This window comes from Brasilonema sennae CENA114, assembly GCF_006968745.1.
Classification (GTDB): Bacteria; Cyanobacteriota; Cyanobacteriia; order Cyanobacteriales; family Nostocaceae; genus Brasilonema; species Brasilonema sennae.
In genome coordinates this window covers 2,116,800-2,138,173 of record NZ_CP030118.1, presented here as the reverse complement: position 1 = coordinate 2,138,173, position 21,374 = coordinate 2,116,800, and the positions used below count along the sequence as shown (strand labels likewise).

At 41.2% G+C, this 21,374-nt stretch carries 15 protein-coding genes; 1 reads left to right on the top strand and 14 read right to left on the bottom strand.

What is annotated here, in order from left to right:
• Positions 1-62 precede the first annotated feature (62 nt).
• The 6 genes from DP114_RS09035 to hepC form a co-directional block, all read right to left on the bottom strand.
• Positions 63-1,007, bottom strand: coding sequence for a glycosyltransferase family 2 protein (locus DP114_RS09035; protein WP_169266400.1), 945 nt, complete (start codon positions 1,005-1,007; stop codon positions 63-65).
• Positions 934-2,127, bottom strand: a complete 1,194-nt coding sequence (locus tag DP114_RS09030; RefSeq protein ID WP_171975935.1) for a glycosyltransferase family 4 protein — start codon at positions 2,125-2,127, stop codon at positions 934-936. The genes DP114_RS09035 and DP114_RS09030 overlap by 74 nt, the downstream gene beginning before the upstream one ends.
• 78 nt (positions 2,128-2,205) lie before the next feature.
• Positions 2,206-3,237, bottom strand: coding sequence for a glycosyltransferase family 2 protein (locus tag DP114_RS09025; RefSeq protein WP_171975934.1), 1,032 nt, complete (start codon positions 3,235-3,237; stop codon positions 2,206-2,208).
• 92 nt (positions 3,238-3,329) lie between these two features.
• Positions 3,330-4,505 (bottom strand): glycosyltransferase family 4 protein, encoded by a 1,176-nt coding sequence (locus DP114_RS09020; RefSeq protein WP_171975933.1) that lies wholly within the window; start codon positions 4,503-4,505, stop codon positions 3,330-3,332.
• A 601-nt stretch (positions 4,506-5,106) separates the two neighbouring features.
• A complete protein-coding gene (hepA, locus tag DP114_RS09015) occupies positions 5,107-6,957 on the bottom strand; it encodes a heterocyst formation ABC transporter subunit HepA (RefSeq protein ID WP_171975932.1) in 1,851 nt (616 codons plus the stop codon).
• Between the two features lie 234 nt (positions 6,958-7,191).
• Positions 7,192-8,028, bottom strand: coding sequence for a heterocyst development glycosyltransferase HepC (gene hepC / locus DP114_RS09010; protein WP_169266405.1), 837 nt, complete (start codon positions 8,026-8,028; stop codon positions 7,192-7,194).
• A gap of 1,685 nt (positions 8,029-9,713) precedes the next feature.
• Between hepC and DP114_RS09005 the strand changes: the two genes are divergently transcribed.
• Complete coding sequence (locus tag DP114_RS09005; protein WP_172195178.1) at positions 9,714-10,130, top strand: hypothetical protein; 417 nt, start codon at positions 9,714-9,716, stop codon at positions 10,128-10,130.
• A 422-nt stretch (positions 10,131-10,552) separates the two neighbouring features.
• On the opposite strand, the gene DP114_RS09000 is transcribed toward DP114_RS09005, so the two are convergent.
• The 8 genes from DP114_RS09000 to DP114_RS08965 form a co-directional block, all read right to left on the bottom strand.
• Positions 10,553-12,781, bottom strand: coding sequence for a GumC family protein (locus DP114_RS09000; protein WP_171975930.1), 2,229 nt, complete (start codon positions 12,779-12,781; stop codon positions 10,553-10,555).
• A 24-nt stretch (positions 12,782-12,805) separates the two neighbouring features.
• Positions 12,806-13,906 carry a glycosyltransferase gene (locus tag DP114_RS08995; RefSeq protein ID WP_169266617.1) on the bottom strand — a complete coding sequence of 367 codons (1,101 nt, stop codon included), beginning with the start codon at positions 13,904-13,906 and terminating at the stop codon, positions 12,806-12,808.
• Positions 13,907-14,645: 739 nt separating this feature from the next.
• The gene (locus DP114_RS08990) at positions 14,646-15,956 is read right to left on the bottom strand and encodes an NAD(P)H-dependent oxidoreductase (RefSeq protein ID WP_171975929.1); all 1,311 of its coding nucleotides are present in this window, start codon (positions 15,954-15,956) and stop codon (positions 14,646-14,648) included.
• An 81-nt stretch (positions 15,957-16,037) separates the two neighbouring features.
• Entirely contained in the window at positions 16,038-16,589 is a 552-nt protein-coding gene (rfbC, locus tag DP114_RS08985; protein ID WP_169266615.1) for a dTDP-4-dehydrorhamnose 3,5-epimerase, read from the bottom strand.
• A gap of 215 nt (positions 16,590-16,804) precedes the next feature.
• The gene (locus DP114_RS08980; protein WP_171975928.1) at positions 16,805-17,656 is read right to left on the bottom strand and encodes a phytanoyl-CoA dioxygenase family protein; all 852 of its coding nucleotides are present in this window, start codon (positions 17,654-17,656) and stop codon (positions 16,805-16,807) included.
• Between the two features lie 46 nt (positions 17,657-17,702).
• The gene (locus tag DP114_RS08975) at positions 17,703-18,692 is read right to left on the bottom strand and encodes a glycosyltransferase family 2 protein (RefSeq protein ID WP_171978145.1); all 990 of its coding nucleotides are present in this window, start codon (positions 18,690-18,692) and stop codon (positions 17,703-17,705) included.
• 517 nt (positions 18,693-19,209) lie between these two features.
• Complete coding sequence (locus DP114_RS08970; RefSeq protein ID WP_171975927.1) at positions 19,210-20,238, bottom strand: NAD-dependent epimerase/dehydratase family protein; 1,029 nt, start codon at positions 20,236-20,238, stop codon at positions 19,210-19,212.
• Positions 20,239-20,417: 179 nt separating this feature from the next.
• Positions 20,418-21,359, bottom strand: a complete 942-nt coding sequence (locus tag DP114_RS08965) for a glycosyltransferase family 8 protein (RefSeq protein WP_169266612.1) — start codon at positions 21,357-21,359, stop codon at positions 20,418-20,420.
• Positions 21,360-21,374: the final 15 nt, after the last annotated feature.

Here is a 21,374-nt window from a genome sequence, read left to right as displayed (position 1 = left end):
AAGGTCATGATTAGGCAGTGCTGTTCACGAGAATAAGGTTTTTTAGCTATCTACTACAACAGTTAGTTATTTATTAAAAAACTGTGGTGCTTTTGCCAGGTTTGCCATCCCTGCCAACGTCCACGGATGGAAGCTAGCCATTTTTGCGCTGCCAGTTTGCCGCCCTTCGGCAAAAGCCTAAGCCATTGGACAAAACCCAAACTATCTCGTGTTCCCACTAATATAGCCCAAAGTAAAAACACTGTACGGCGTGTAGGTGGCAGATGCTCAAGTAACACAAGCGTTTCATTATGAACTAGATTTATCCAAGCTACTTCATTAAAATTATTGCGCTGGTCTTCATCAAAACGTTGTGCTGGATAGTGATCAACGGCTACAGCGGGATCGTAAATCATCTTCCAACCCGCCCGCTTTAAAGCTAGGGTAAATGCCATTTCAAAGTGTACTTGTGCTCCCGTACCTCGCATCCGCTGATCAAAGCGCGATCCGGCGATCGCGCTGGTACGAAAACTCATGTTAACACCCTTGAGGACATCGACTTCGCGGGGTTCTCCCATTCCCAAGTGATGATTACCAATAACTCGCCCAAACCACTGTAGTTGACCAACCACTTCGCACGAGTCATCTAATAGCTTTTCACCTTCGTGTATCCAATCGCGTCCGCCGACTCCAGCGATGCGACTGTCTGAGGTGAAATGAGCACTGATGCGTTCTAACCAATCAGGGCGAGGTGCTGCATCATCATCCGTTATTGAAACCGTATCTCCTTTAACCGCTTCCAGTCCAGCATTAAGAGCTGCGACCACTCCCCCAACTGTAACTTTGACGGTATCGAGTGGCAGTGTAGTTTCTTTGAATCCTTCTAGAAACTGCCAAGTATCAGTATCTATATCCCGTACAACCACTATCACCTGAAAAGGTGGTTTAGTTTGCTCAACTAACGCCTGAAGGCAGCGTAATAGGTCTTGAGGACGGCGATAAGTCGGTATGAGAACGGTGTTCCTCATTCTTGCTTAACTCCTCAAACAAATCCACATAAGTTTTTGCCATAGTAGCCCAGCTGTGCTGTTCTGCGACAGTGCGTGCAGCTTGACCCATCTGCTGCATTTTGTTGCGATCACTCACCAAAGACAACAGTACCTCCGCCAAAGCCTCAACATCGTCGGAGTCAGACAAGACAACCCCGCATTCTGGTGTGACTAATTCTGCACCTCCTGTTGCCGTTGCGGTAATAACAGGAAGTCCACAAGCAAGGGCTTCTAATAAGACTAGGGTACATGCTTCGTAACGGGAAGGAAACACGAATAAATCTACAGCACGCATAATCTGGGGTATATCACGCCGATATCCCAGAAAATGCACTCGTTCATTCAACCCTAAGGATTCTGCCATTTGTGGGAAGGGGCTACCTTCAGGACTTCCCACAACTGCAAGATATAAATTTGGTACTTTCACCAAGGCACGCAGTACGGTATCTAAGTTTTTCCTGGGTGTGCGAATGTCTCCTGCAAACAGCGCCAAAGTCACATTTTCCGGCAAACCGAGTGTTTGACGAGATACCGTACCAGGAGAAAACTCTTCTAAATCAACTCCATTGACAATCACCCGAATTCGAGAACGGGGTACACCAATACTTTCCAATTCTTCGGCAACTTTTTCGGATACTGATACCACAATCTTTGCTTTTTGGAAAGCCTGTTTTTCCCAACGGGCGTTGAATGCGGTGTACAGCTTTTGGTACAAACCATACAAATCTTTGCGGAGACGGGAAATATGTACGGGCGATCGCAGCCAAGAACTGTGGACAAAGTGTACAGCATTCACATCAGATACTGATGATGTTATTGCTCCGTTGACTTTCACCAAATCGACTTGGGGGCGGTGTTTGCGCAACCAATCTGCACTTTTTTGAGAGAATATGAAATTACGAAGAAATTCAGTTGGCAACCCGTTGACTGAAATAGGAATCCAGTTGACCTGGCTACTTTGTTGTAATTCTGGTGCTATTTCACTTGCCAATAAGGTCAGGTGATGACCCCGGCGAATGGCTTCTTTTGCAACCTCATAATTTACTCGTCCCTGTCCATCACCCTTTTTTAATTTGTGAGTCACAATACATAGTTTCACACACCACCTTCCTTCTCAGTTCATTTTTGACTTAACATTGATGACTTAAAAATTCTATTTTTAGTTGCGTTGAGGCTTTTATTTGGCTGCAACTCCCAGCAATTGATTTGTTATTGGTCGTGGAATGAAACTCAAAATCAATGCTGCTATAGTTCTGAAATTAAACTTTTGTTCAGAAAGTGCCCGCAAAAGATAAGGACGTGCTTCGGTTGTCTGTTCAGAGCGCAGCAAACCTATAGCTAAAGTTGTATGAGATTCTAACCATTTTTGCTTAAAATACAGCTTGTATTTCTTGAGTTTTTCATCTTTCATAAATTGCTCGTAGCAAAATATTTCTGCTCTTCCTTTGCGAATTTTTGCCTTTGTATGAGCATCTAGACTACCACTGAGATTTGCCTTAGCATCTAGACTACCACTGAGATTTGTATCTGTTTGTTCATGAGCGCGATACCGTGTCAATTTTTCTGGATAATAGTATGCTCCATGACCCGAACGAGAACATAAGTAGGCTAAATATAAATCCCACATACCGTCTACTTCCTGTGGAATTTTCTCCCAGTCAACAAATTCTTTCCGAATCACACAAGCTGCGGCTATTGGTACAGACTTATCTATGACTGCAATTTCAATAAAAGGTTGATGAACTCCTTTTTTTAAAATAGTTCGTTTGTATGCTGTTGAATTTTCCTCAGTACCAATATGATCAATTTTGCCATGTTTATCTATAATATATTGGTCGCAGAAAGCGAGAATGATATCTGGGTTTTTTTCCAAGGCTGGAACCAGTTTTTCCAGAAAGTCCTCATTCCACATATCATCATCATGGAGACTGGCAACGTATTTACCCTGTGCCTTCTTGAAGGTATCCATTTGATTAACAAACATACCAACATTGCTTAGCTGACTGGAACATTGGATGCGTGAATCACCAAAAGATTCAACTATCTTTTGGGGGCTTATTGGACTGCAATTATCTGAAACAATAATTTCAATATTTCGATAAGTTTGTTTAACAGCGCTGTTTATTGCTTGCTTGAGATACTCTGGTCTATCATAAGTTGGAATAATAACGCTGACTAAAGGCTCTTGGGAGCTATTAACCTGTGACATTTTCTAAAACCCTTGTATTTTACTATAAAATTACTACTCTCTGTCTTGGTTTTGCATTAAGGCAACTTATTTAACTTTCATATATTATCTAACTAATTTTTTTTACTGGCAAATTCTGATATTGTGTTTTCATAAATTTTTTGTAAATGTTTGACGTGGACATCCATTGTGAATTCTTGCATGAGCAAAGCATGACCTTGTTCGCCCATCTGTCGGCATTTATGATAATCACAAGACAAATGAGTAATCGCTTGTGCCAGCATCTGAATATTATTAGCTGGTACAAGAACACCTGTTTCTCCATCTTGTAAATATTCTGGAATACCTCCGACTGCGCTAGCAATGACAGGTCGGTAATGACCATAAGCTTCCAGAGTGACTAGACCTGCTGGTTCAGGCCAAACACTGGGGAAGATAACAGCAAAACACTGTTCGTAAAGTTGATTTAATTTGTTACTATCACACCAGCCATGCCAAGTGATACGGTTGTTTAACCCTAGTTTTTGAGCTAACTTTTCCAACCGTGGTCGTTCCCAACCTTCACCTGCAATATCAAGATGAATTTGCGAATCTGTGTGTACTAAGGTTTTGAGCAGCCATTCTAGTCCTTTATCAGGAACTATTCGCCCCACAAATAAAATCCGCTGATTTTTGTATGTTTCTAAACTTAGAGGCGCAGTCGCTATTTGCGGTACGGAGATCCCACAGCGTAGTGTTACAGTTTGTTGAGGTGGCAAGCCATTTTTAATCAACTGTTTCCGAACATAGTCGCTATTTGCCAGAAAAGTAACTCTCAGATTTCTGATAAAATGGTTGAGGTGATGAGTACTTTGTAATTCCTGAATCACTCTTACGGGTTTGCGGCTTCCACAGCCATCTATTATCTTGCCCCAGAGGCATCCTAAATAAGAGAAATTGCGATCGCAAATGACATCTTGTGCTGCTAAATATTTTGTACCACTAGCACAGTACAATGAGTGATTGTGAACGGTGAAGACAGTAGGACATTCTCCTTTGACTTGCTCTAGTAAATCTGGACTGTGAATATGCAGCAATTTGAACCGACTCTGGTCAAGTTCTTTGAGAGATTTAATAACAAAGTCACTCACGCCAGATTGGGGAGATTGAATCAGAGAAGTTAAATAAGTTTCCGCTCCTCCATTTCCATTAACTCTGAAACTAGAGCAGTGATATATCAAATTCTCATCATACTCGGGTTGGTTCAATTTTTCTGCTCTCTGTTGTGCATCTGTGATTAGGTTGGGCATTACTCCTCCATGTTAGTTTCAAGTTCCCAAAAATTTGTTTATTGCTTGCAAGAAGAATTTTAACTTTTTTTGCTACTTCTTGACTTTTCCATCCATCTTTGTTTTAATAATTTTTTCTGGAGTTGCTGACTATTCGTTCTTGCAGTCTTTATAGCTGCTTTACCCATTTATTGGTGCATCGATTCGTTAGCAGCTAAAAAATAGAATTTTTGCGCAATAGCTGTTTCATCACTTTCAAGTAATACCCCATCAAGTACCTTACATGTGAAAGTTACTTTCATTGGACTCACTATTTAAGGGAATTTTTGAAAACCATATTTTTCATATAGGAATCGGGTTTCATTTGGTAAACTTACTCGTGAGGACGCTTAACGCTTAACAGGTCAGACCAGCCCCCGTCTTGGTGGATCCACTTGCCGTCTTGGCGGTTCCCGTCACGAACGACGCAAGTGCGTCTGTACAGGAGTTTGGGGGACTGGCAAACCTGAAGGACAACGGGGAAAGCTTAATATCAAATGTTCCTACCTACCTGAGCAAAAATCAAATATGAGTTTTATAGTTTCGTTTACGTTTGAGCTTTTCTAGATCTTGCTATTGATCCTTAATTTAGTTGATGCTGCATTTGGTGATATTTCCAAAGCTTACCTTTTATATCAAGTAACTCTTGATATCCGCCCTGTTCTACAATCTGTCCCTGTTCAAGTACGACAACTTTATCTGCCCGAACTATTGTTGATAAGCGGTGAGCAATGACAATCACTGTTCGTCCTACAGAAAGTTTTTCTATAGACTCTTGAATTAACTTCTCCGACACAGTATCAAGAGCACTTGTTGCTTCATCCAAAATCAGAATTTCTGGATTCCGCAGCAAAGCGCGAGCAATTGCAATTCGCTGACGCTGACCCCCAGAAAGCCTCACACCTCTATCTCCAAGTTGAGTGTTGAAACCTTCAGGCATTTCTTGGATAAATTCCAAAGCATTTGCTAATTGAGCCGCTTTGTAAATTTCCTCATCTGTTGCTCCTTCTGACCCATAGGCAATATTGTTAAGGACAGAAGTGTTGAAAATAAAGGTGTCTTGGCTGACCACAGCAATTTTTCGGCGCAGCGACTTGATTTCAATATCCCGCAAATCAACGCCATCAATAAAAACATGACCTCGCGTTGGATCGTAAAATCGCGGAATCAAATCTGCCAATGTTGTTTTACCAGCGCCGGAAGCACCCACTAGTGCAGTCATCCTGCCTCGTTCAATCATCAGCCTAATGTTACTAAGCACCAAACTTTCCGAGTCGTAGCCAAAATCAACAGACACAAACTCAATTGAACGTTTTAAGCCAGAAAATTCGATATGTCCATTGTGGAAATACTGTAGCTCATCAATTTCTAAAAGTTTTTTCACGACTTCCGACGAGCCGTACATTGTACTGATATGCGTCGCTACACCATTAATATCTTGAATGATTGGTACGAGGCGAAAGAGAACGAAGAAAAACGTCAATAGAAAAGCTGTTTGTAGTAAACCTTTAGTGACAAAAACTGTAAATGCCAGAACAATCATTGCCACAAGTATTGTGGTCGCCAACGCCTCTGCAAGTGGCTTGACTATCATCCATACCGAGGCAATTTTCTTTGAATGATTGACCAACTTCAAGCTGGCATTATAATAACGTTTACGTTCAAAATCTTCCGTAGAAAATGCGTGAACGGTACGAATTCCATTGATAAATTCTATAGCTATAGAAGTAAAATTATTGTTGGCTTTAGTTACATCAAAACTTGCCTCACGAACCCGACTATTTAATGTAGACAAGCCAACAGCTAACAAACTGAAAAGCATTAATGAAATAATAGATAACTGCCAAGATATCCAAAACATTGACGTTAGGTAAACGACTGCGTTTAATGTTCTGGAAAATAAGAACGCTGCATCACCAAAAGCTTGTTTTAATTTTTCTAGTTCAGTTGTTATAGTATTTATCAGTTCACCAGATTTAGTATTATTAAAATAACCTATTTTTACAGACTGTAGTTTTTCAAATATTTGTTTGCGGAGCCTATCCACTAAAGTCAACTGAGTTATTTCAGTGTAAAATTGTGCTAAGTAATTTAATCCTGAACGTATCCAAGCGCTAACAAAAAGCAAGAATGAAACGCGATACAGACGATTTAGAGGTAATGGATCGTCTGCTCCTAACAAAGTATTCAATAACTCAAATTTTGTCTGAAACGGGACGTTGGGAGTCGTTAAATTTTGTAGAAAGGCAGCTAAAAGAGTAACATTCAATCCCTCAAAAATTGCCGCTATAAATGAGAATAAAAGAGCAATCGCTGCAATTTTGGGAAAGTGTTTAAATTCTCGCAGTATAAGGTAGTTCTCCTGCCAGAACTTAGTAGTCTTGACTAAATTCTTAAGGATATTTTGGACTGGTTTGGATAATTTGACATGCATGAGTAAGATTCAACTGTAGTTTTGCAGGGAAAATAGAGCGCTCAAAATACTATAGTCTTACAAAAAGCCGCAACGCGTTGACTGACGTGCGGCAATTTTACTTACTACTGTAAGTTCCAGTAGTTGTTTTGTCATCAGAAACAGAGCGAAAGTCATTTTCCAAGGGTGGAACCAATATTTTTAGTTGGTGAAAGACCTCAAGGGTGTTCAAGCCATGAGGTAACGAACAACAAATCACAGAGTTGAACTATCCAAATGTAACAGATTCGACTCTGCTTCAACCTCCCATGACCTCATCATTCCTGGTAATCTGTTGAGTTGTCGTTGTGCTTCTGGACTGAGCCGTACTGCATCTTCCAAAGTCCAGCAACGAGGTCCAGTCAAACTCATTTCACCACGTAGTACATTAAATAACTGTGGCAGATGATCTAGGCCATACTTACGCATCCATCGTCCCAGTTTACTCGAATTTTGACTATCTTCAGAATCGTACAAATCATCTTGATATGCTATCGCCATATCCCCAATTGCTCTTTTGCTGGCTGTAGTTGTGCGAAACTTGAAAACCTTGAAGAGTTTTCCTCGTTCTCCCACATGCCATTGGCAAGAAAAAAGTAGTCTTGGTTCTGGAGAGGAAATGCGCATGAACAAAACTAATCCCAACATGATTGGACTTACTGCAAGCAGAAAAATCAACGCAGTGAGCCAGTCCGTAAAACGCTTCAACCACCACAATGTTGAGTCTAGTGCTTTTGGCTGTTTCTCGACCGAGGGTATGCGCAGGAATATGGGTTTGTTGGCTTGAGCGCACGCATCTGCCCAAAATTTTAACCTTGTTTCACCAAGTATTGGATCTATGCGTACCAAATTTGCAGGAGAACGCTTCAGACACTCCACTAACGACTCTTTTTTATCCAGTGAAGGCATATAGGGTTGTGTTATCCCTCCAGGAGGGATGATCAGCAACTGACCCCGTCGCCACATAAGTCTACAGTATTGAGAGGGATTATCTTGTTGCTGCTGCTTCACTGTATAGTTACTCTGTAATGTTGGTATTATTGAGGTTGTCATATGTATTTTCACTCATAGTATGGTAGATTGCTGACCTAATATTAAAGGCTACTAAACCCAAACAGTCCAAGCTGGATTTTACTCTTTGCTATCAAACTGGACGTAATCGAGTCGAAAAAAAGATAACACAATTATCCCTATTAACAATTGCACATCTTGGTTAATTTTTTTGACCAAAAATGTATTTCATACAACAATAGTAGTTTTCAGATAGCTCTGGGGAAAGTCCACTCTTGTCTTTTTGAGGGGGGATTTAATATCTAGGATATAAGACGCTGTAAGAATAACGGTTACATATAGAGATTCTTTATTTAGTCTTTAAACATCAAGGACGTTTTTGCGATAATTATTAAGATCCTATGAATAACAGAACTTGTATAATTACGAAACAAGAATCTTTATTGTCACCTTATGTGATTTGAAATCGTTATTAAAAATAAGTATAGCTATCACAACTAATCAAAACAGACCAGATCAGTAATTTTAGTTATCTACACTAACTTTCTACGCTGATAAAAATTTTAGTGGTTCAAATATTTTCAATAAACAAGGCAGCAGGAGATGAGGGCACCGGGAACTGATAGGAAGTCGCGTCCAAGACTGCGTTCCCCGAATTACTAAGCGTCTAAGGCACTTACAAGAAAAAAATGCCCACGCTTGACGACCTCCACGCGCAAAGCTCGCCGGGCAGAATCCTCTGTCCGGCAGACTTTGCGCTAACTCGTACACCAACTCATTATTGTGTGCGCTTTGCGTTGCCGTAAGGCGATAGCCGTGGCGTCAGGCATAGGCATTCTTGTTGGGCATTTTTTTATTTGGATATTCCTAATACCCTTTGACGAAAATCCTGATACATTTCACTTCCCCCTTCGGGTATGTCTGAGCCTTCGGCACAGCTAGCGCCGAAGGGCGCGCTGAGTCCCAAGGGGACACGCTGCTTTGTATCTCCTACGGAGACGCTGCGCCTTCGCTCGATTCGTGCGCTTGCGCTTACGCAAACGCTGAACGACACGCGGCTTGGGCGAACGCAGTCGCCTGGCTGTCGGGAAACCCTACCAAGAGCGCTGTCTCACCTACTCCTCTACTTCCCCTACTCCCCCTACTTCCCCTAGTTGCCCATATGTATCAACGTTAAAGTGAAACGGTATAAGGCGTCTATGTCCCGCAGATACCCTATGCCTACGGCACGGCTACGCCTATCGCCCTTGGCAGTTTGTTTAATAAATATTAAGTGGATCTATGGCTATGCCACACAAGCTATCATCGAGAATTGATATAAAAAAATGTTTCTTGAAGCCTGATTTTTTACTTTGTGATGCGAATTATATTCATTATTATACAGCAAAAAGCCGTAAAACTGGCTTTTCCGGCCATTATTTTCCCTGTTTTTTACATCTTTAGTAACGAATTATATGTGCCCAAATATTTGACTTTTCTTGTAATAAATTTATTATGAGTAAAATGAATGTCTATAATTGATTAAGTTTTTTCCATCAATATAAAAAACGTATGAATACAAGGTAATTTATCTTGTTCGTAAGTAATTTAATTTACGATACATTTTGATTGTGCTTTTTGGGAAGAGATAGTTATATACTCTGCCTTCAAATATCTTGAAGAAGAACACATAGGTCAGAACCCAGAACTCAGCAATCAAATGTATTGGTATTCAAACAAGGCAGCTTTTGGGTAAGAAGCTTCTTACCCAAAACGTGCCGCCCCAACCAATTGAATACAACGCTCTTATCCTGCACCAGGGAAAACGCCAGATCCTACAACGGGGCGGCAGCTTTTCGGGGGAAGCTTCCCCCGAAAACGTGCCTTGGGAACCCCCCGCAGTCGCCACAACGGTCAAAGCTCGTCGCTTGGGTTGCTTCCCCCGACAGACTTTGGGGGAACCCCAACGCCAGGTCCCTCTGTCGGGAAACCCTCATCAAGGACTGGCTCCCTCCGGGAACGCCCGTCGCCTACGGCGGGAAACCCGCCTGCAGCGCTGGATTCACCGCAAGGCGCTGCTCTGGGCAACGGACTGGCTCCCCTCCCGCAGTACTGGCGACCGTATAGACGGTGGGGTTTTAAACCCAAAGACTTCCGTTCGGTGAACTCTACAATTTATGCGCTTGTTTTTCTTTCTTATTCTGAGTTCTGAGTTCTGAGTTCTTTTCGATAAGACACAATAAACAATTAAGATTTTGTCTTTTAATTAATACCAAATCTGCTTAATTACTTATCTTAAAGAAGGAAGGGGGATCCCAAGGCACCAGAGAGTAGGTAACTCGTGCTGCCACAATGCACCGCCAAGGGTGCTGTTGTTGTGGGAAGAGAAAATAAAACCTCGTTATACCATCGGTATGGCGAGGAGTAGGAGCGTGAAACTCGTGCCCCTACTAATAAAAAATACGGCATATGCTTTTCTACGTGGCATGTGCCGCTTTATTTATATTTTTGTCGTGCGTTGGTTCTCGTTTGTCGAGCCACCTATGTTCTTTGTAGTGTACGCCTTGCACTCAGCTGTGCGGTAGTTTTATTTCTCCACTGCTTGTTGCAGTGCAAATCGTTGTTGATGTGTATATGGCACAAATGTACTATTAGAGTTTGATACCCCATTTGCCACAACTCCAAGTAAGTTTAACCGGCTCAGCATGGCTGTAGCTTGTGTGAGTTGAGTTCGAGTTACTCTACCTATGCTAGCTACCATAACCACGCCACGACAAGATGATGCGGTAAGCATCGCATCAACTAAGCCAAGAACTGGGGTTGAATCTACAACTACCAAATCATAGTTCTTCTCAAATGATGCCATTAATTGCTGCATCCGAGGAGAACTTAGCAGATTAGCTGGATCAGCAGGTGTTGGTCCTGCGGTCAAAATGTCGATATAAGATGAGCCTGAGGATTGGATACTAATCTGATTGGGTATTGTGACCTCACTTGCTAATAGAGTAGAAAGCCCCTGTTCGTTCGGGAGATTTAGCTGTTTGTGCAGACTGGGTTCACGTAGGTTGGCATCAATGAGCAGTACGCGTTTATGTAAACGAGCTGCACTCATTGCTAAGCCCAATGCTAGACCAGACTTACCGTCATCAGATAAAGCCGAGGTAATCATTAAAGATTTGAACGAAGCAACAGAGTTCAAAAGTTCAATGTTTTTATAAATCAGATCTAGCGATTCCCAACGCGGTGAAGATTGCAATACCTGAATTGTCCAAGGAGCAGGGACATCTGGCTTACCAAATGGTAACTTGATAACTGATTCTCTGGTTTTAGCAGGTGGTAACTTGGGAGTTGTTCCCAGTATCGGTAAAGAAACCTGCCTTTCCAACTCAGCTGTGGTATGTACAGAATCATCGGCTGCTTCACGGATGAAGGCAGCAATACCTCCTAACATCAACCCAACTACTGCACCTAGCATGAGATTTTGCTGGAGGTTGGGACCCAACTGTTCACCTACTTGAGGTTCTTCCACGATTTCCCAGTTAAATCCTCCTTTGGCAATTTCTTGCCGTAATCGCTGTTCTGCTTTCAAAAGTTCCTGCAATCTTTCCCGGCTCAGTTGTACTTGCGGCTGTAGGCGACCGTACTCAGCTAACAAATTGGGAAATTTTGTGAGTTGCTCACGTAGTTCTTGCTCTTTGTTGCCCAGAACTTTATCTTTTGCTTCTAAAGATACTATTGTGGTTTGTGTATCCACCAACTTCGCAGCAAGGTTGAGATCAATTGCGCTTTTCTGTCCTTGCTCTAACAAAGACGGTGCTTGGGCAGTTGCTTGAGAAGACTCTCCCCCTAAGGTTCGTCTTTGCTCTTCTTGCAATAGTGCCTTTTGACTTTGAAGTTGACCTGCCAACTTCTGCACGCTTGGAGCTTCCTCTGTAAACCGCAAGCGTTCTTGTGCTAGAGACAGTTCTGTTTTTTGAATTTCGTTCAGTAGTCCTTGATAGCGAGTAGACTGACTCAGACGAGCTTCGACAAGAGCAGTCTGTGGTGTACTTTGAAGTTGTTTTTGTATATTTGTATACGTAGCATTAGCTTCTTTATACAGAGAAAGAACTGTGCCGCGTTCTTGCGAAATTCTGCTTAATTCGTCCTGTATAGCTTTTGACTGGGACTCAGGGTCTATAAGTTGTTGCGTTCTGCGAAACCTTTGTAAGTTAGCCTCAGACGAGGTAACTTCTTTTTTTGCTTTCTCTAACTGTTCTTGAATAACTTTAAGCCCTTTTCTTAAACGCTCATTCTGCTGCTGAATGTTGTAACCTAGATAAACTTTCTGAATTGCTTGCAGAACCTTATGTGTTTTAATTGGGTCTTTTTCGGTATATTTGACGTCAAATATTTTAGTAGCAACATTATCGTCTTTGTTTTTAATTTGACTCAAAACCAAAGAACCTTTTAACTCACCTACCGTCATGTCTGGATATTCGCGCTTGAGTTCAGTCACTGCTTTTTTGAGGAGTGGAGAACTTTGCATCAAGCTCAGTTGGGTTGCAGCGTCTACCTGAACAGTAGGATCGGTAAACTGACTGTCTACACCACTACCTTCTTTCGTTCCCTGATAGTTAGGTTCTACCAACAGCTGCATTGAGCTTCTATAGGTAGGATCTGTTCTTTTTGTCATCACACCTGCAACGGCCACAGAAGCCACAAATGCAGCTAAAAACCAAGGAAATCTGCGGATTAAAACCGCAAATAGTTGTCCGTAACCCGGTTCTGACTCAGTAACTGGATTTCCGTATGGACTAAGACTGCTCTGAACCACTTTTACTATCCCTCAGCTAACAAATTAAATGAATAATGTATTTACAGTACAAGCTTGTTCAATAACTTGCTCAACTTTGTTAAAGAAAGCTTCTTCCGAAAAGTTTGCCACTGCATGACTACGGATGTTGTTGTAATCCCAATCGATTTCCCTGGCTTCTAGTAGTGCAGCTTGGAGTGATTCAGGTGTTTGTTTCTTAAAAAAGACTCCTGTTTTACCAGGTATTTGAGTATCTAATACCCCACCCGCTCCAAAAGCGATGACAGGTGTTCCACTAGCATTGGCCTCTACTGGAACTAAACCATAATCTTCTAGGGCTGCAACTATAACAGACTTTGCTTTAGAAAACAACTGAGTGCGTTCTATATCAGTTACGTGTCCTAAAAACTCAATATTGGATAATGCTTGAGACTTTAACCTCTCCTTTTCTGGACCACTTCCTGATATCAGCAACCGCCATCCCAGCCAGTTAAAAGCTTCGACTATTATATCAAGACGTTTGTAGCTGATCATCCGAGCCGAGGCAAGATAAAAATCTTCTTTTGTATCTGAAAAAACAAATTTACTCGTGTCAATCGGATAGTTAATAACAATGGCATCTTTACGGTAAGTACTTTTAATCCGACGAGCTACAATGCTGGAGTTAGCAATGTAAAGGTCAGGTTCCTGTGCATAGACAAGGTCTACCTTTCTCATCATTTCAAAAACTTGGTCGATTAATGGAGCAAAATATCGATAATCTCCGTACTCACGTAAATAAGTTTCTGTGTCCCACAAAAAACGGGTAATGTTATGACAAAAGCAAATATGGCGGCTCTTTTGGTTCTTGCGTACTGCTTTGGCAAAGCTTGTGCTACTGCTGATAATAAGGTCGTAGTCTTGCAAATCTAAGGCGCGAAAGGCTGGAAAATATAAGGGAGCCATCAGGCGAAAATATTTCGCTGCTCCTGGAATATTTTGTAGGAAGGTTGTATTGACAATGCGCTCGCCAATGTCAATGGTTTTTTCCGGGTCGTATAAGGAAGTAAAAACATCTGCTTGGGGGTAGCGCTTACAGAGTAACTCGAAAACGCGCTCTGCCCCTCCTTTCTGGGTTAAATAATCATGCACCAAGGCAATTTTCATACTTTTCCTTAATTTATTGACTCTATACAACTATTTACAAGTGGTGATAGGTTTGCTCCGAAGACTGCACCGACACTTCACAGATCACAGACTCTAAATGCAAATCTGATTCAACCCCCTACTTGTTCTCAAGATACTAAAACATGATTTTACGAGTGTTAATTTTTAATAAATATTTTGTAACGAGAGAAGAAAGAAGTTAGTAACCCATTGGGTAAATTGGGAAGTTGAGATTTATATTGGCTACTTGCTTATGTTGTTGATGAACAGAACTGATACACAGTCGGTGAGCGTGAGCGAAGTATTGCAAAAAGAGCTTAAATGGTAATAGCTTATACCATAATATCCAAACAAGGTACCGCAATAACTCTAAAAGAATTCCGGATTGGGCGATGGCTTCGCTAACGTATTAAATCAGTACGTTACCAATAGCAGGCCGATTTGCCTGGAGTGAAACCTTTCGGCGCATTTGTTGACGAACTTGAATTTTGTGTGATAATAAATTATCGATGCTAAGTGTACGCTGAACTAACTGATCTCGCATAAGTGTCCTGAGTTGGAAGAGTAGTTAAAGATTTATTATGTTTGGAATAACATCAAATCGAAAGAAGAACCTCATAGCCTTTGCATAACCTTTGCATAAGACCAGAGATTCTTTACTACTCAACCTATGCTTTTTTTTGTACCGAAGTCAACCTTATAACATGAAGTATTAGTTAACTTCGGATGAAGAAATTATTTAAACTGCTGCTAAAGTTTTAGATTTGGTGAAATAAGCGTTTTGCTCAGTTCGCAGTTTGTCGCATAGTCTGTCTTCAGGGAGTTCTACATCGTCGTAGGTCAAGACTTGATCTTTTGAAATGTCTCGCTTCAGGCGACATCCTTCCGCTAGACCTATTGGTAAAAGGTTTTGCTCTTGAACGATGTTGGAATTTTCACATTGCCCGTATGTCATGTAGTAGCCAATGCCATCCAAGGTTTCTCCAGCCTTGAGGTCGATTTTGGCAGTAGTGATCACATCTACCAGAGGACCACCTAAAGGACTTAAGACGTAATCTTGGAACAGAACAGCGCGAGCAACAGACAATGGCACCTCAAAGTGACAGAGGTGATAAGGAGTGTAAAAGCTGTAGAGCGGACCTTCACCTAACTTGTACAAGTTGAGGTAGTGACGCTGCTTGGGATCCTCGTGGGTTCCAAAGACAAAGACCCCTGGACCTGGTTTTGTACCAACGACGTAATCAACGATACCACCCAGTTCTTTGAGTTGTTCGACATCGTACATTTTGGTCATTTCATCAACATGACCGTTAAAGTCATATCCCAGCATTCCTCGCTTGGCAACTTTCATACCTGTGGCATTGGCAACTATTGCTTGCTCAAAGGATATCTTTGTTCCATCAGCAAAGCTGGTGACCATGTGAGGTTTTTGACCCCAACGTTTGGCAAATGCTTCTTGTGTCGTCGGGTTGCGATAGGGGTCTTGTAAGCCCTTAATATTACCACACAATAATGGAGTTAAGCCGATACTCTTGACGAAGCGGTAGAGATTCATTTGCACTCCTGGCTGATCCCCATCACAAGCGGTGAGGATAACTCCTGCTTTGTCAGCGTAAACTTTGAGAATAGGACCGATGGTGCCATCTAATTCGGCGTTCATCATAATGATGTGCTTGTGATGGGCGATCGCCTCCATCACAACATGAGCGCCAAATTCTACTGCACCAGTCACTTCAATCAGAGCATCGATACCCTCGGCGCGACACAGTAACATTGGATCTTCGGTGACTGCGTATTGATTGCGGGCGATCGCCTCTTCTAATTCGGTAACCGTGGAAACGACTTTGCTATCTTCAATACCTGCTTCCGAATATGCTCGCTTAGCTGCATCAACACTTCGGTTGGAGATAGCAACCAACTCCATACCAGGAACGGAATTTTTAATTTGATTGGCAATTCCGCGTCCCATAAATCCAGCACCAATCATCCCAACCTTGATGGGGTTACCTGCTTCTGCACGAGCTTGTAAGGCGCGATCTACGATAATCATTGGTTAATCTCCTAGAATAATATTTGCGAATTGCTTAGTTGTTGATTGTTAATTAGTCGTTTTTCCCATCACCACTAACAACTAAACATTTCCTCCAACGCTCATCATTTTCATCAAAGGCCAATTCTTATCCTTCTCGGAAATATCAGTTACTTCCAATGGCCATTGAATATTAAAAAATGGATCATCGTAGCGCAACCCCCGCTCATATCCAGGTGTGTAAAACTCTCCTACCTGATACCCGACCTCAGCAGAGTCTGTTAGTGTTTGATAGCCGTGAGCGAACATTTCTGGAACATATAAGGCGCGATGATTTTCTGCGGTTAATTCCACACCAATATATTGAAGGTAAGTTGGAGACTCAGGACGCATATCAATAATCACGTCATAGATAGCGCCTTGGGTACAGCGGACTAATTTTGTTTCTGCTGCTGGTAGAGTTTGATAATGCATTCCCCGCAGCGTCCCTTTTTTGTAGTTGAAAGATAGATTGCATTGGGCTACCGTTGGCTTTAAACCATGTGCCTCAAATTCTTGAGCGCAGAAAGTACGGGCAAAGAAACCACGATGATCCTGCTTTTGTTCCAAATCAATGATGTACGCGTCTTTGAGTTCAGTTTCTACAAAAATCATGGGTAACCTCGCTTGAAATCTTAACTACACAGTGGCACTCGGTCATTTCGGATTTTTCTTCGTGTTTTTTGCAACTTTTTTTGAAGCCCTGTAGAGGTATAGGGGTGAGGCAGCAATCGTTATGCACCGAGGGTAACCCGAAGACAGATGACTGCTCACCAAAAGGGCTTCAACAGGAGTAGAACACAAAGAAATTCTTCAACTCAAGAACCGCACTATCTTAGAGCTGTGACAGATGATGGTTCTTGATATGGCTCTGGTTTTGCAAAAGTATCATCCCAGTACTGGGTGCAAAGTTCTGGTCGCTTCGGTGGGTTTGCAGTGTAAGTAAAAAAGAGTGCTGGTCTTTCTTCTGTCCGTAGTGTTCCGTGGTGTAAAGCGACTTTTGGATCTGTAAAAATCACAGTACCTGCTGGACCTGGACATGATTTCCACTTGTCTTGCGGGATGACTTCCTTAAGCTGTTCATCAGTAATTCCTAAGTAACCCGACTGCCAAAGCTTGTAGTAAATCCGGTAATAATTGAGACTGTGTAAAGGAGTCAAAGAGACCGGAACGTATTCAAAAGGACCGTGTTTTTCTTCCACATCGGACAAATAAATGATCATTTTGAGCATCCGACGGTCTTCTGAGTCTTTATGCCATAACAGTGTACCAAACTGATCTTCGTTAGGAAAATCTTTACGTAAATGTACGCCCTGAAAGGCAACAGGAAGACCGATGTAGTTTTCGATGATATTAACTAGCTTTTGTTCCCGTCCCCACTGAGAAAATTCTGGTAAATCTGTAACGGTGTAAATTTGCGGCAGTCTTTTTGTTAGGTGACTATTGCCTGCATCTGTCATTCTAGATAGTTGATTGTAAGATGCTTTGAGAAGAGCAGATGTAGAGCCAAGTCCCAACTTTTCGAGTGTTGTCACATAAACTCCATCGCGTTTGAGGGTATCGACAATCACGCGATCGCTTTCTTCCACAGCAGGCAATTTTCTTATATGGTTTAGGAGTGCTGCTCTATAACCTAACTCAGATGTCAACTGAGATAATTTGTTGATAGTACTGTTAAACATAGAATAACTACCTTGTTCGTTTGATTCATTACAAGTCTTATTTTCGTCAGTTTTGAGTGAATGGTTCTGTTGTTTGTGCCATTTTGAATTCTTTAGTAGGAACTGCGTCAAAAACAGACAGACTTACTAAAGTCAAAAAGGGAACTATTGTTTTCATAGTGAACATAGGCCATCTTCTCAAAGCACCTAAGAAAACTTTCAAATTAGCTTCTTTGAAACTCTGGAACATCATCCTACGGTAAAATTGCTTAGAGTATCCGTTCTCCTCCAACTTCGTAATAACTTCCGGTAAGTGCTTATATTGCATTAATATTGCTGATTGTGGATCTTTTTGCCAATAACTCACACCAACAATACATTCCATATAAATATCTTTAGTAACAATTATCTTGCCATTAGCAGCGCAATATCCAGCTAAGTATGCTAAAGATATCCAGTTATTCTCAGCTTCTGACCAAATTTGAAGAGCGCGTTGTACTAATTCAGTACGATATATCGAAGCCGTGAGAAAGATGACTGCGCCAACACTTTTTGAAAAACAGTGTTCAAAGATAGCTTTACCGTCACCACTTCCATCTTCATTATCAACATCAAACCAACGGTTACCTACTATTGTGGGTGGATGTACAGGTTCCCCGGTAATTTGGTTACGGCCAGAAAAGTTAAGGAACAATAATGATAAATCTTCATTTTTTTTGAGTTGGTTGATGACATAAGCAACTGCTTTATCCTGAATGGGATCATCATCACCAATTGTCCAAACATATTTAGTCGTTGCGGACTTTAAGCAATGAATAATATTCCGCATGACACCGATGTTTTCAGAATTTCGGCTGGACTTAAATGTAATATGACTGAGATTTTTTTGCCACTTCTTAATCACCTCTTGAGTATTATCAGTTGAACAATTATCTGAAACAAAAATTTCACATTCCGATTCTAAGCCAGCGATCGCTTGAGCAACCCATGCCAGTTGCTTATCAAGTAGTTGAGCGCGGTTGTAAGTCGGGATCGCGATAGTGAGTAGTTTCTTCATGGTGGACTGTACATAAGGTTGTGTTTCATCTAAATTGAGTTGATGTGGATTTTGCATATCTGAATTTTGAGTTTTGATTTGAATAAGCTAAGGTGTGACAAGAAAATGAGATGAAGAATTAAGACTGCAAGAAGACAAATAACTCAGGTATTAAAATCATACTACTGATAGATACTATTACTTCTCAAGACTCCTCAACAAACCCAATTCACATTTTTAAATATACAGAAGGCTTTTTCTATTCAAATCATTGGAGTATACTATTAACTACCCTTGGTATATCATCGGTTTACGTTATGGTATTATGTCTCCTGCTGCTCTTAGATGTTCAACTAGCATCAATCATGGAACAAGTTTGATAGATATTTTGACCAGTACAAAAAAAAAGCGATAATAATCATATTCAATGGTGGAATTACTAGAGTATGATACATTTATGATTTCAACAATTCCGAAAAAATAGATTTGAGTCGGAATTGTTGAAATCACTTTTTTGTCTATAACTTCGACAAGATCATTACTTCTGACTCCAGAAGAAATCTTTGTCAATTTGTTGTGTACGAATGAGGTATTCTAATTGCTTCAAGCGAGTGAAGCCTCTAGATAAGAAAACTTCTTCAGTCATATCAATTTGCGAGAACAAATCATGCAACTGTTGTGCGCCTCGTTGAGCATTCCAATCACACTTAAAGCCAGGTAGAACAGTATTGATTTTCTCAAAAGACACGCGATAACTACGATTGTCTGCACCTTGAGTGCCAAAGCTTAATTGACAACCTGGGAAAACTTGAGCAATAATTTCGGCAACTTCTTTGACTCGATAATTATTTGCTGTATCTCCCACGTTAAAAACTTGGTTGTGTACGATATCACGAGGTGCTTCTACTGTGCAAACAATTGCTTTACAAATATCCAGCGCGTGAACTAATGGACGCCAAGGCGTACCATCACTAGTCATCTTAATTTGTTTGGTTGTCCATGCCAAACCTGACAAATTATTTAAAACAATATCAAAGCGCATTCTGGGGGAAGCACCAAAAGCAGTGGCGTTCCGCATAAAACTCGGAGAGAAGTCATCATCTGCTAATGGCTTGACATCTCGCTCTACTAATGTCTTACATTCTGCATAGGCGGTTTGGGGATTGACAGGAGATTCTTCTGTGACATCACCTTCAGTAGCAACGCCATAAACACTGCATGAGGACATGTACACGAAGCGACGCACACCCGCTTCTTTTGCCAATTTGGCAAGACGAACTGAGCCTTTATGGTTAATTTCGTAAGTAATGTGTGGTGCAAGCTGTCCAGTGGGATCATTTGATAGTTCAGCCATGTGAACGATCGCATCAACACCTTGCAAATCTTCTACGGTGATATTGCGAATATCTTTATTGAGAGTTTTGGCTGTTATCTCAGTACCGTTGTACAACCAACCTACTTTGTAATAACCAGTATCTACTCCGATTACTTCATGTCCCCGTTCAATTAACAACGGAGGTAATAAACTACCAAGATAACCTTCAGTACCAGTGACTAGAATTCTCATTGTTTTTCGTTCCTATTCAACTTTAGTTTCACGTCGTAAACAAATTACCTTGGTGAAGTACGGTGCATCATTCTGTGTAGGATGGTTCAGGCAGTTTCATCATCATGGATTGATGACTAGAGAAATTCTTGCCTTTGCTCATCTTCTGTGTATATGTTATGCACCGTAACACACCATGTTTAAAGTTTTGAAGTAGTTAACGATGTTACTTTCATAAATTTTCTCCAAAATCGTCTCCAAATGGTATCTCGCCATCCTGACCAGTGTGTCATGTCAAGATATTGGAAGAACAAATGTTTTTTTGGATGTTTACATTCTTCTCGCAATCCTGCATACCAGGGTTTGGGAGAATTCGTAAAATGAATAACGCAAGGGTTGTGCTGTAGTTCGTTATAAATATCCTCCGTGAAAGGGCTGTTTTTCCAGGATGAATATTCATACATTTTGGGCATTAGATTCCATTTGGGGTGAAGTTCTCCCCATTTCCCAGCAAGAACTGCGTTTAAACCATCCTGATCATTGCGTACATACTCTCTATTTTGTTTTATGTATTCAAGGACTTTTCTGCCAATATCTTGTGATCGCCACTTGTCAAGATTTATCACTAAAAGTCCGGAGTTGAAATATTTCTCATCCGGACAAATTCCCACTTCTCGGTAGTTTTTTAAACCTTCAGACATTCCTACGTACAATTCAACATCGTCTTGAACTGCTAATGCATAGTTCTCTCCCATGTCAATCGTCCATAACTCTGCCAAGTCTCCCGTGACTACCATGTCGGTGTCTAAGTAAATAGCCTTGTGAAATTCTTTTGGTAAAAACTCGGTAATTAGAAGCCGATAATAGCAAGTCGGTGTTAAATGTCTAGTCAATACTAAGTTTTCAAAGACTGCATTGTCTGGCTGTATCCATGAAATACTGACCTGTTCTTTGTTAAATGAGTTACTAATTCTGCGTTTATTGGCTTCGGTAATACCTCCATCAAGAACATATAATGCTATCTGATGATTCTTTTTCAGGTTGGCAACTGCGGAACGAACAGTAACAGCAAGCGGCATGGCATAGTTATTATCAGCAGCACAAACAAGAACGATTGGCTGAACATCCGAGTTAAGGAACATTAGTTTTACCCTGAC

Coding starts and splice junctions, on each gene's coding strand:
- DP114_RS09035 (WP_169266400.1), bottom strand. CDS start 1,007: ATGAGGAACACCGTTCTCATACCGACTTATCGCCGTCCTCAAGACCTA.
- DP114_RS09025 (WP_171975934.1), bottom strand. CDS start 3,237: ATGTCACAGGTTAATAGCTCCCAAGAGCCTTTAGTCAGCGTTATTATT.
- DP114_RS09020 (WP_171975933.1), bottom strand. CDS start 4,505: ATGCCCAACCTAATCACAGATGCACAACAGAGAGCAGAAAAATTGAAC.
- hepA (WP_171975932.1), bottom strand. CDS start 6,957: ATGCATGTCAAATTATCCAAACCAGTCCAAAATATCCTTAAGAATTTA.
- hepC (WP_169266405.1), bottom strand. CDS start 8,028: ATGACAACCTCAATAATACCAACATTACAGAGTAACTATACAGTGAAG.
- DP114_RS08995 (WP_169266617.1), bottom strand. CDS start 13,906: ATGAAAATTGCCTTGGTGCATGATTATTTAACCCAGAAAGGAGGGGCA.
- DP114_RS08990 (WP_171975929.1), bottom strand. CDS start 15,956: ATGATTATCGTAGATCGCGCCTTACAAGCTCGTGCAGAAGCAGGTAAC.
- rfbC (WP_169266615.1), bottom strand. CDS start 16,589: ATGATTTTTGTAGAAACTGAACTCAAAGACGCGTACATCATTGATTTG.
- DP114_RS08980 (WP_171975928.1), bottom strand. CDS start 17,656: ATGTTTAACAGTACTATCAACAAATTATCTCAGTTGACATCTGAGTTA.
- DP114_RS08975 (WP_171978145.1), bottom strand. CDS start 18,692: ATGAAGAAACTACTCACTATCGCGATCCCGACTTACAACCGCGCTCAA.
- DP114_RS08970 (WP_171975927.1), bottom strand. CDS start 20,238: ATGAGAATTCTAGTCACTGGTACTGAAGGTTATCTTGGTAGTTTATTA.
- DP114_RS08965 (WP_169266612.1), bottom strand. CDS start 21,359: ATGTTCCTTAACTCGGATGTTCAGCCAATCGTTCTTGTTTGTGCTGCT.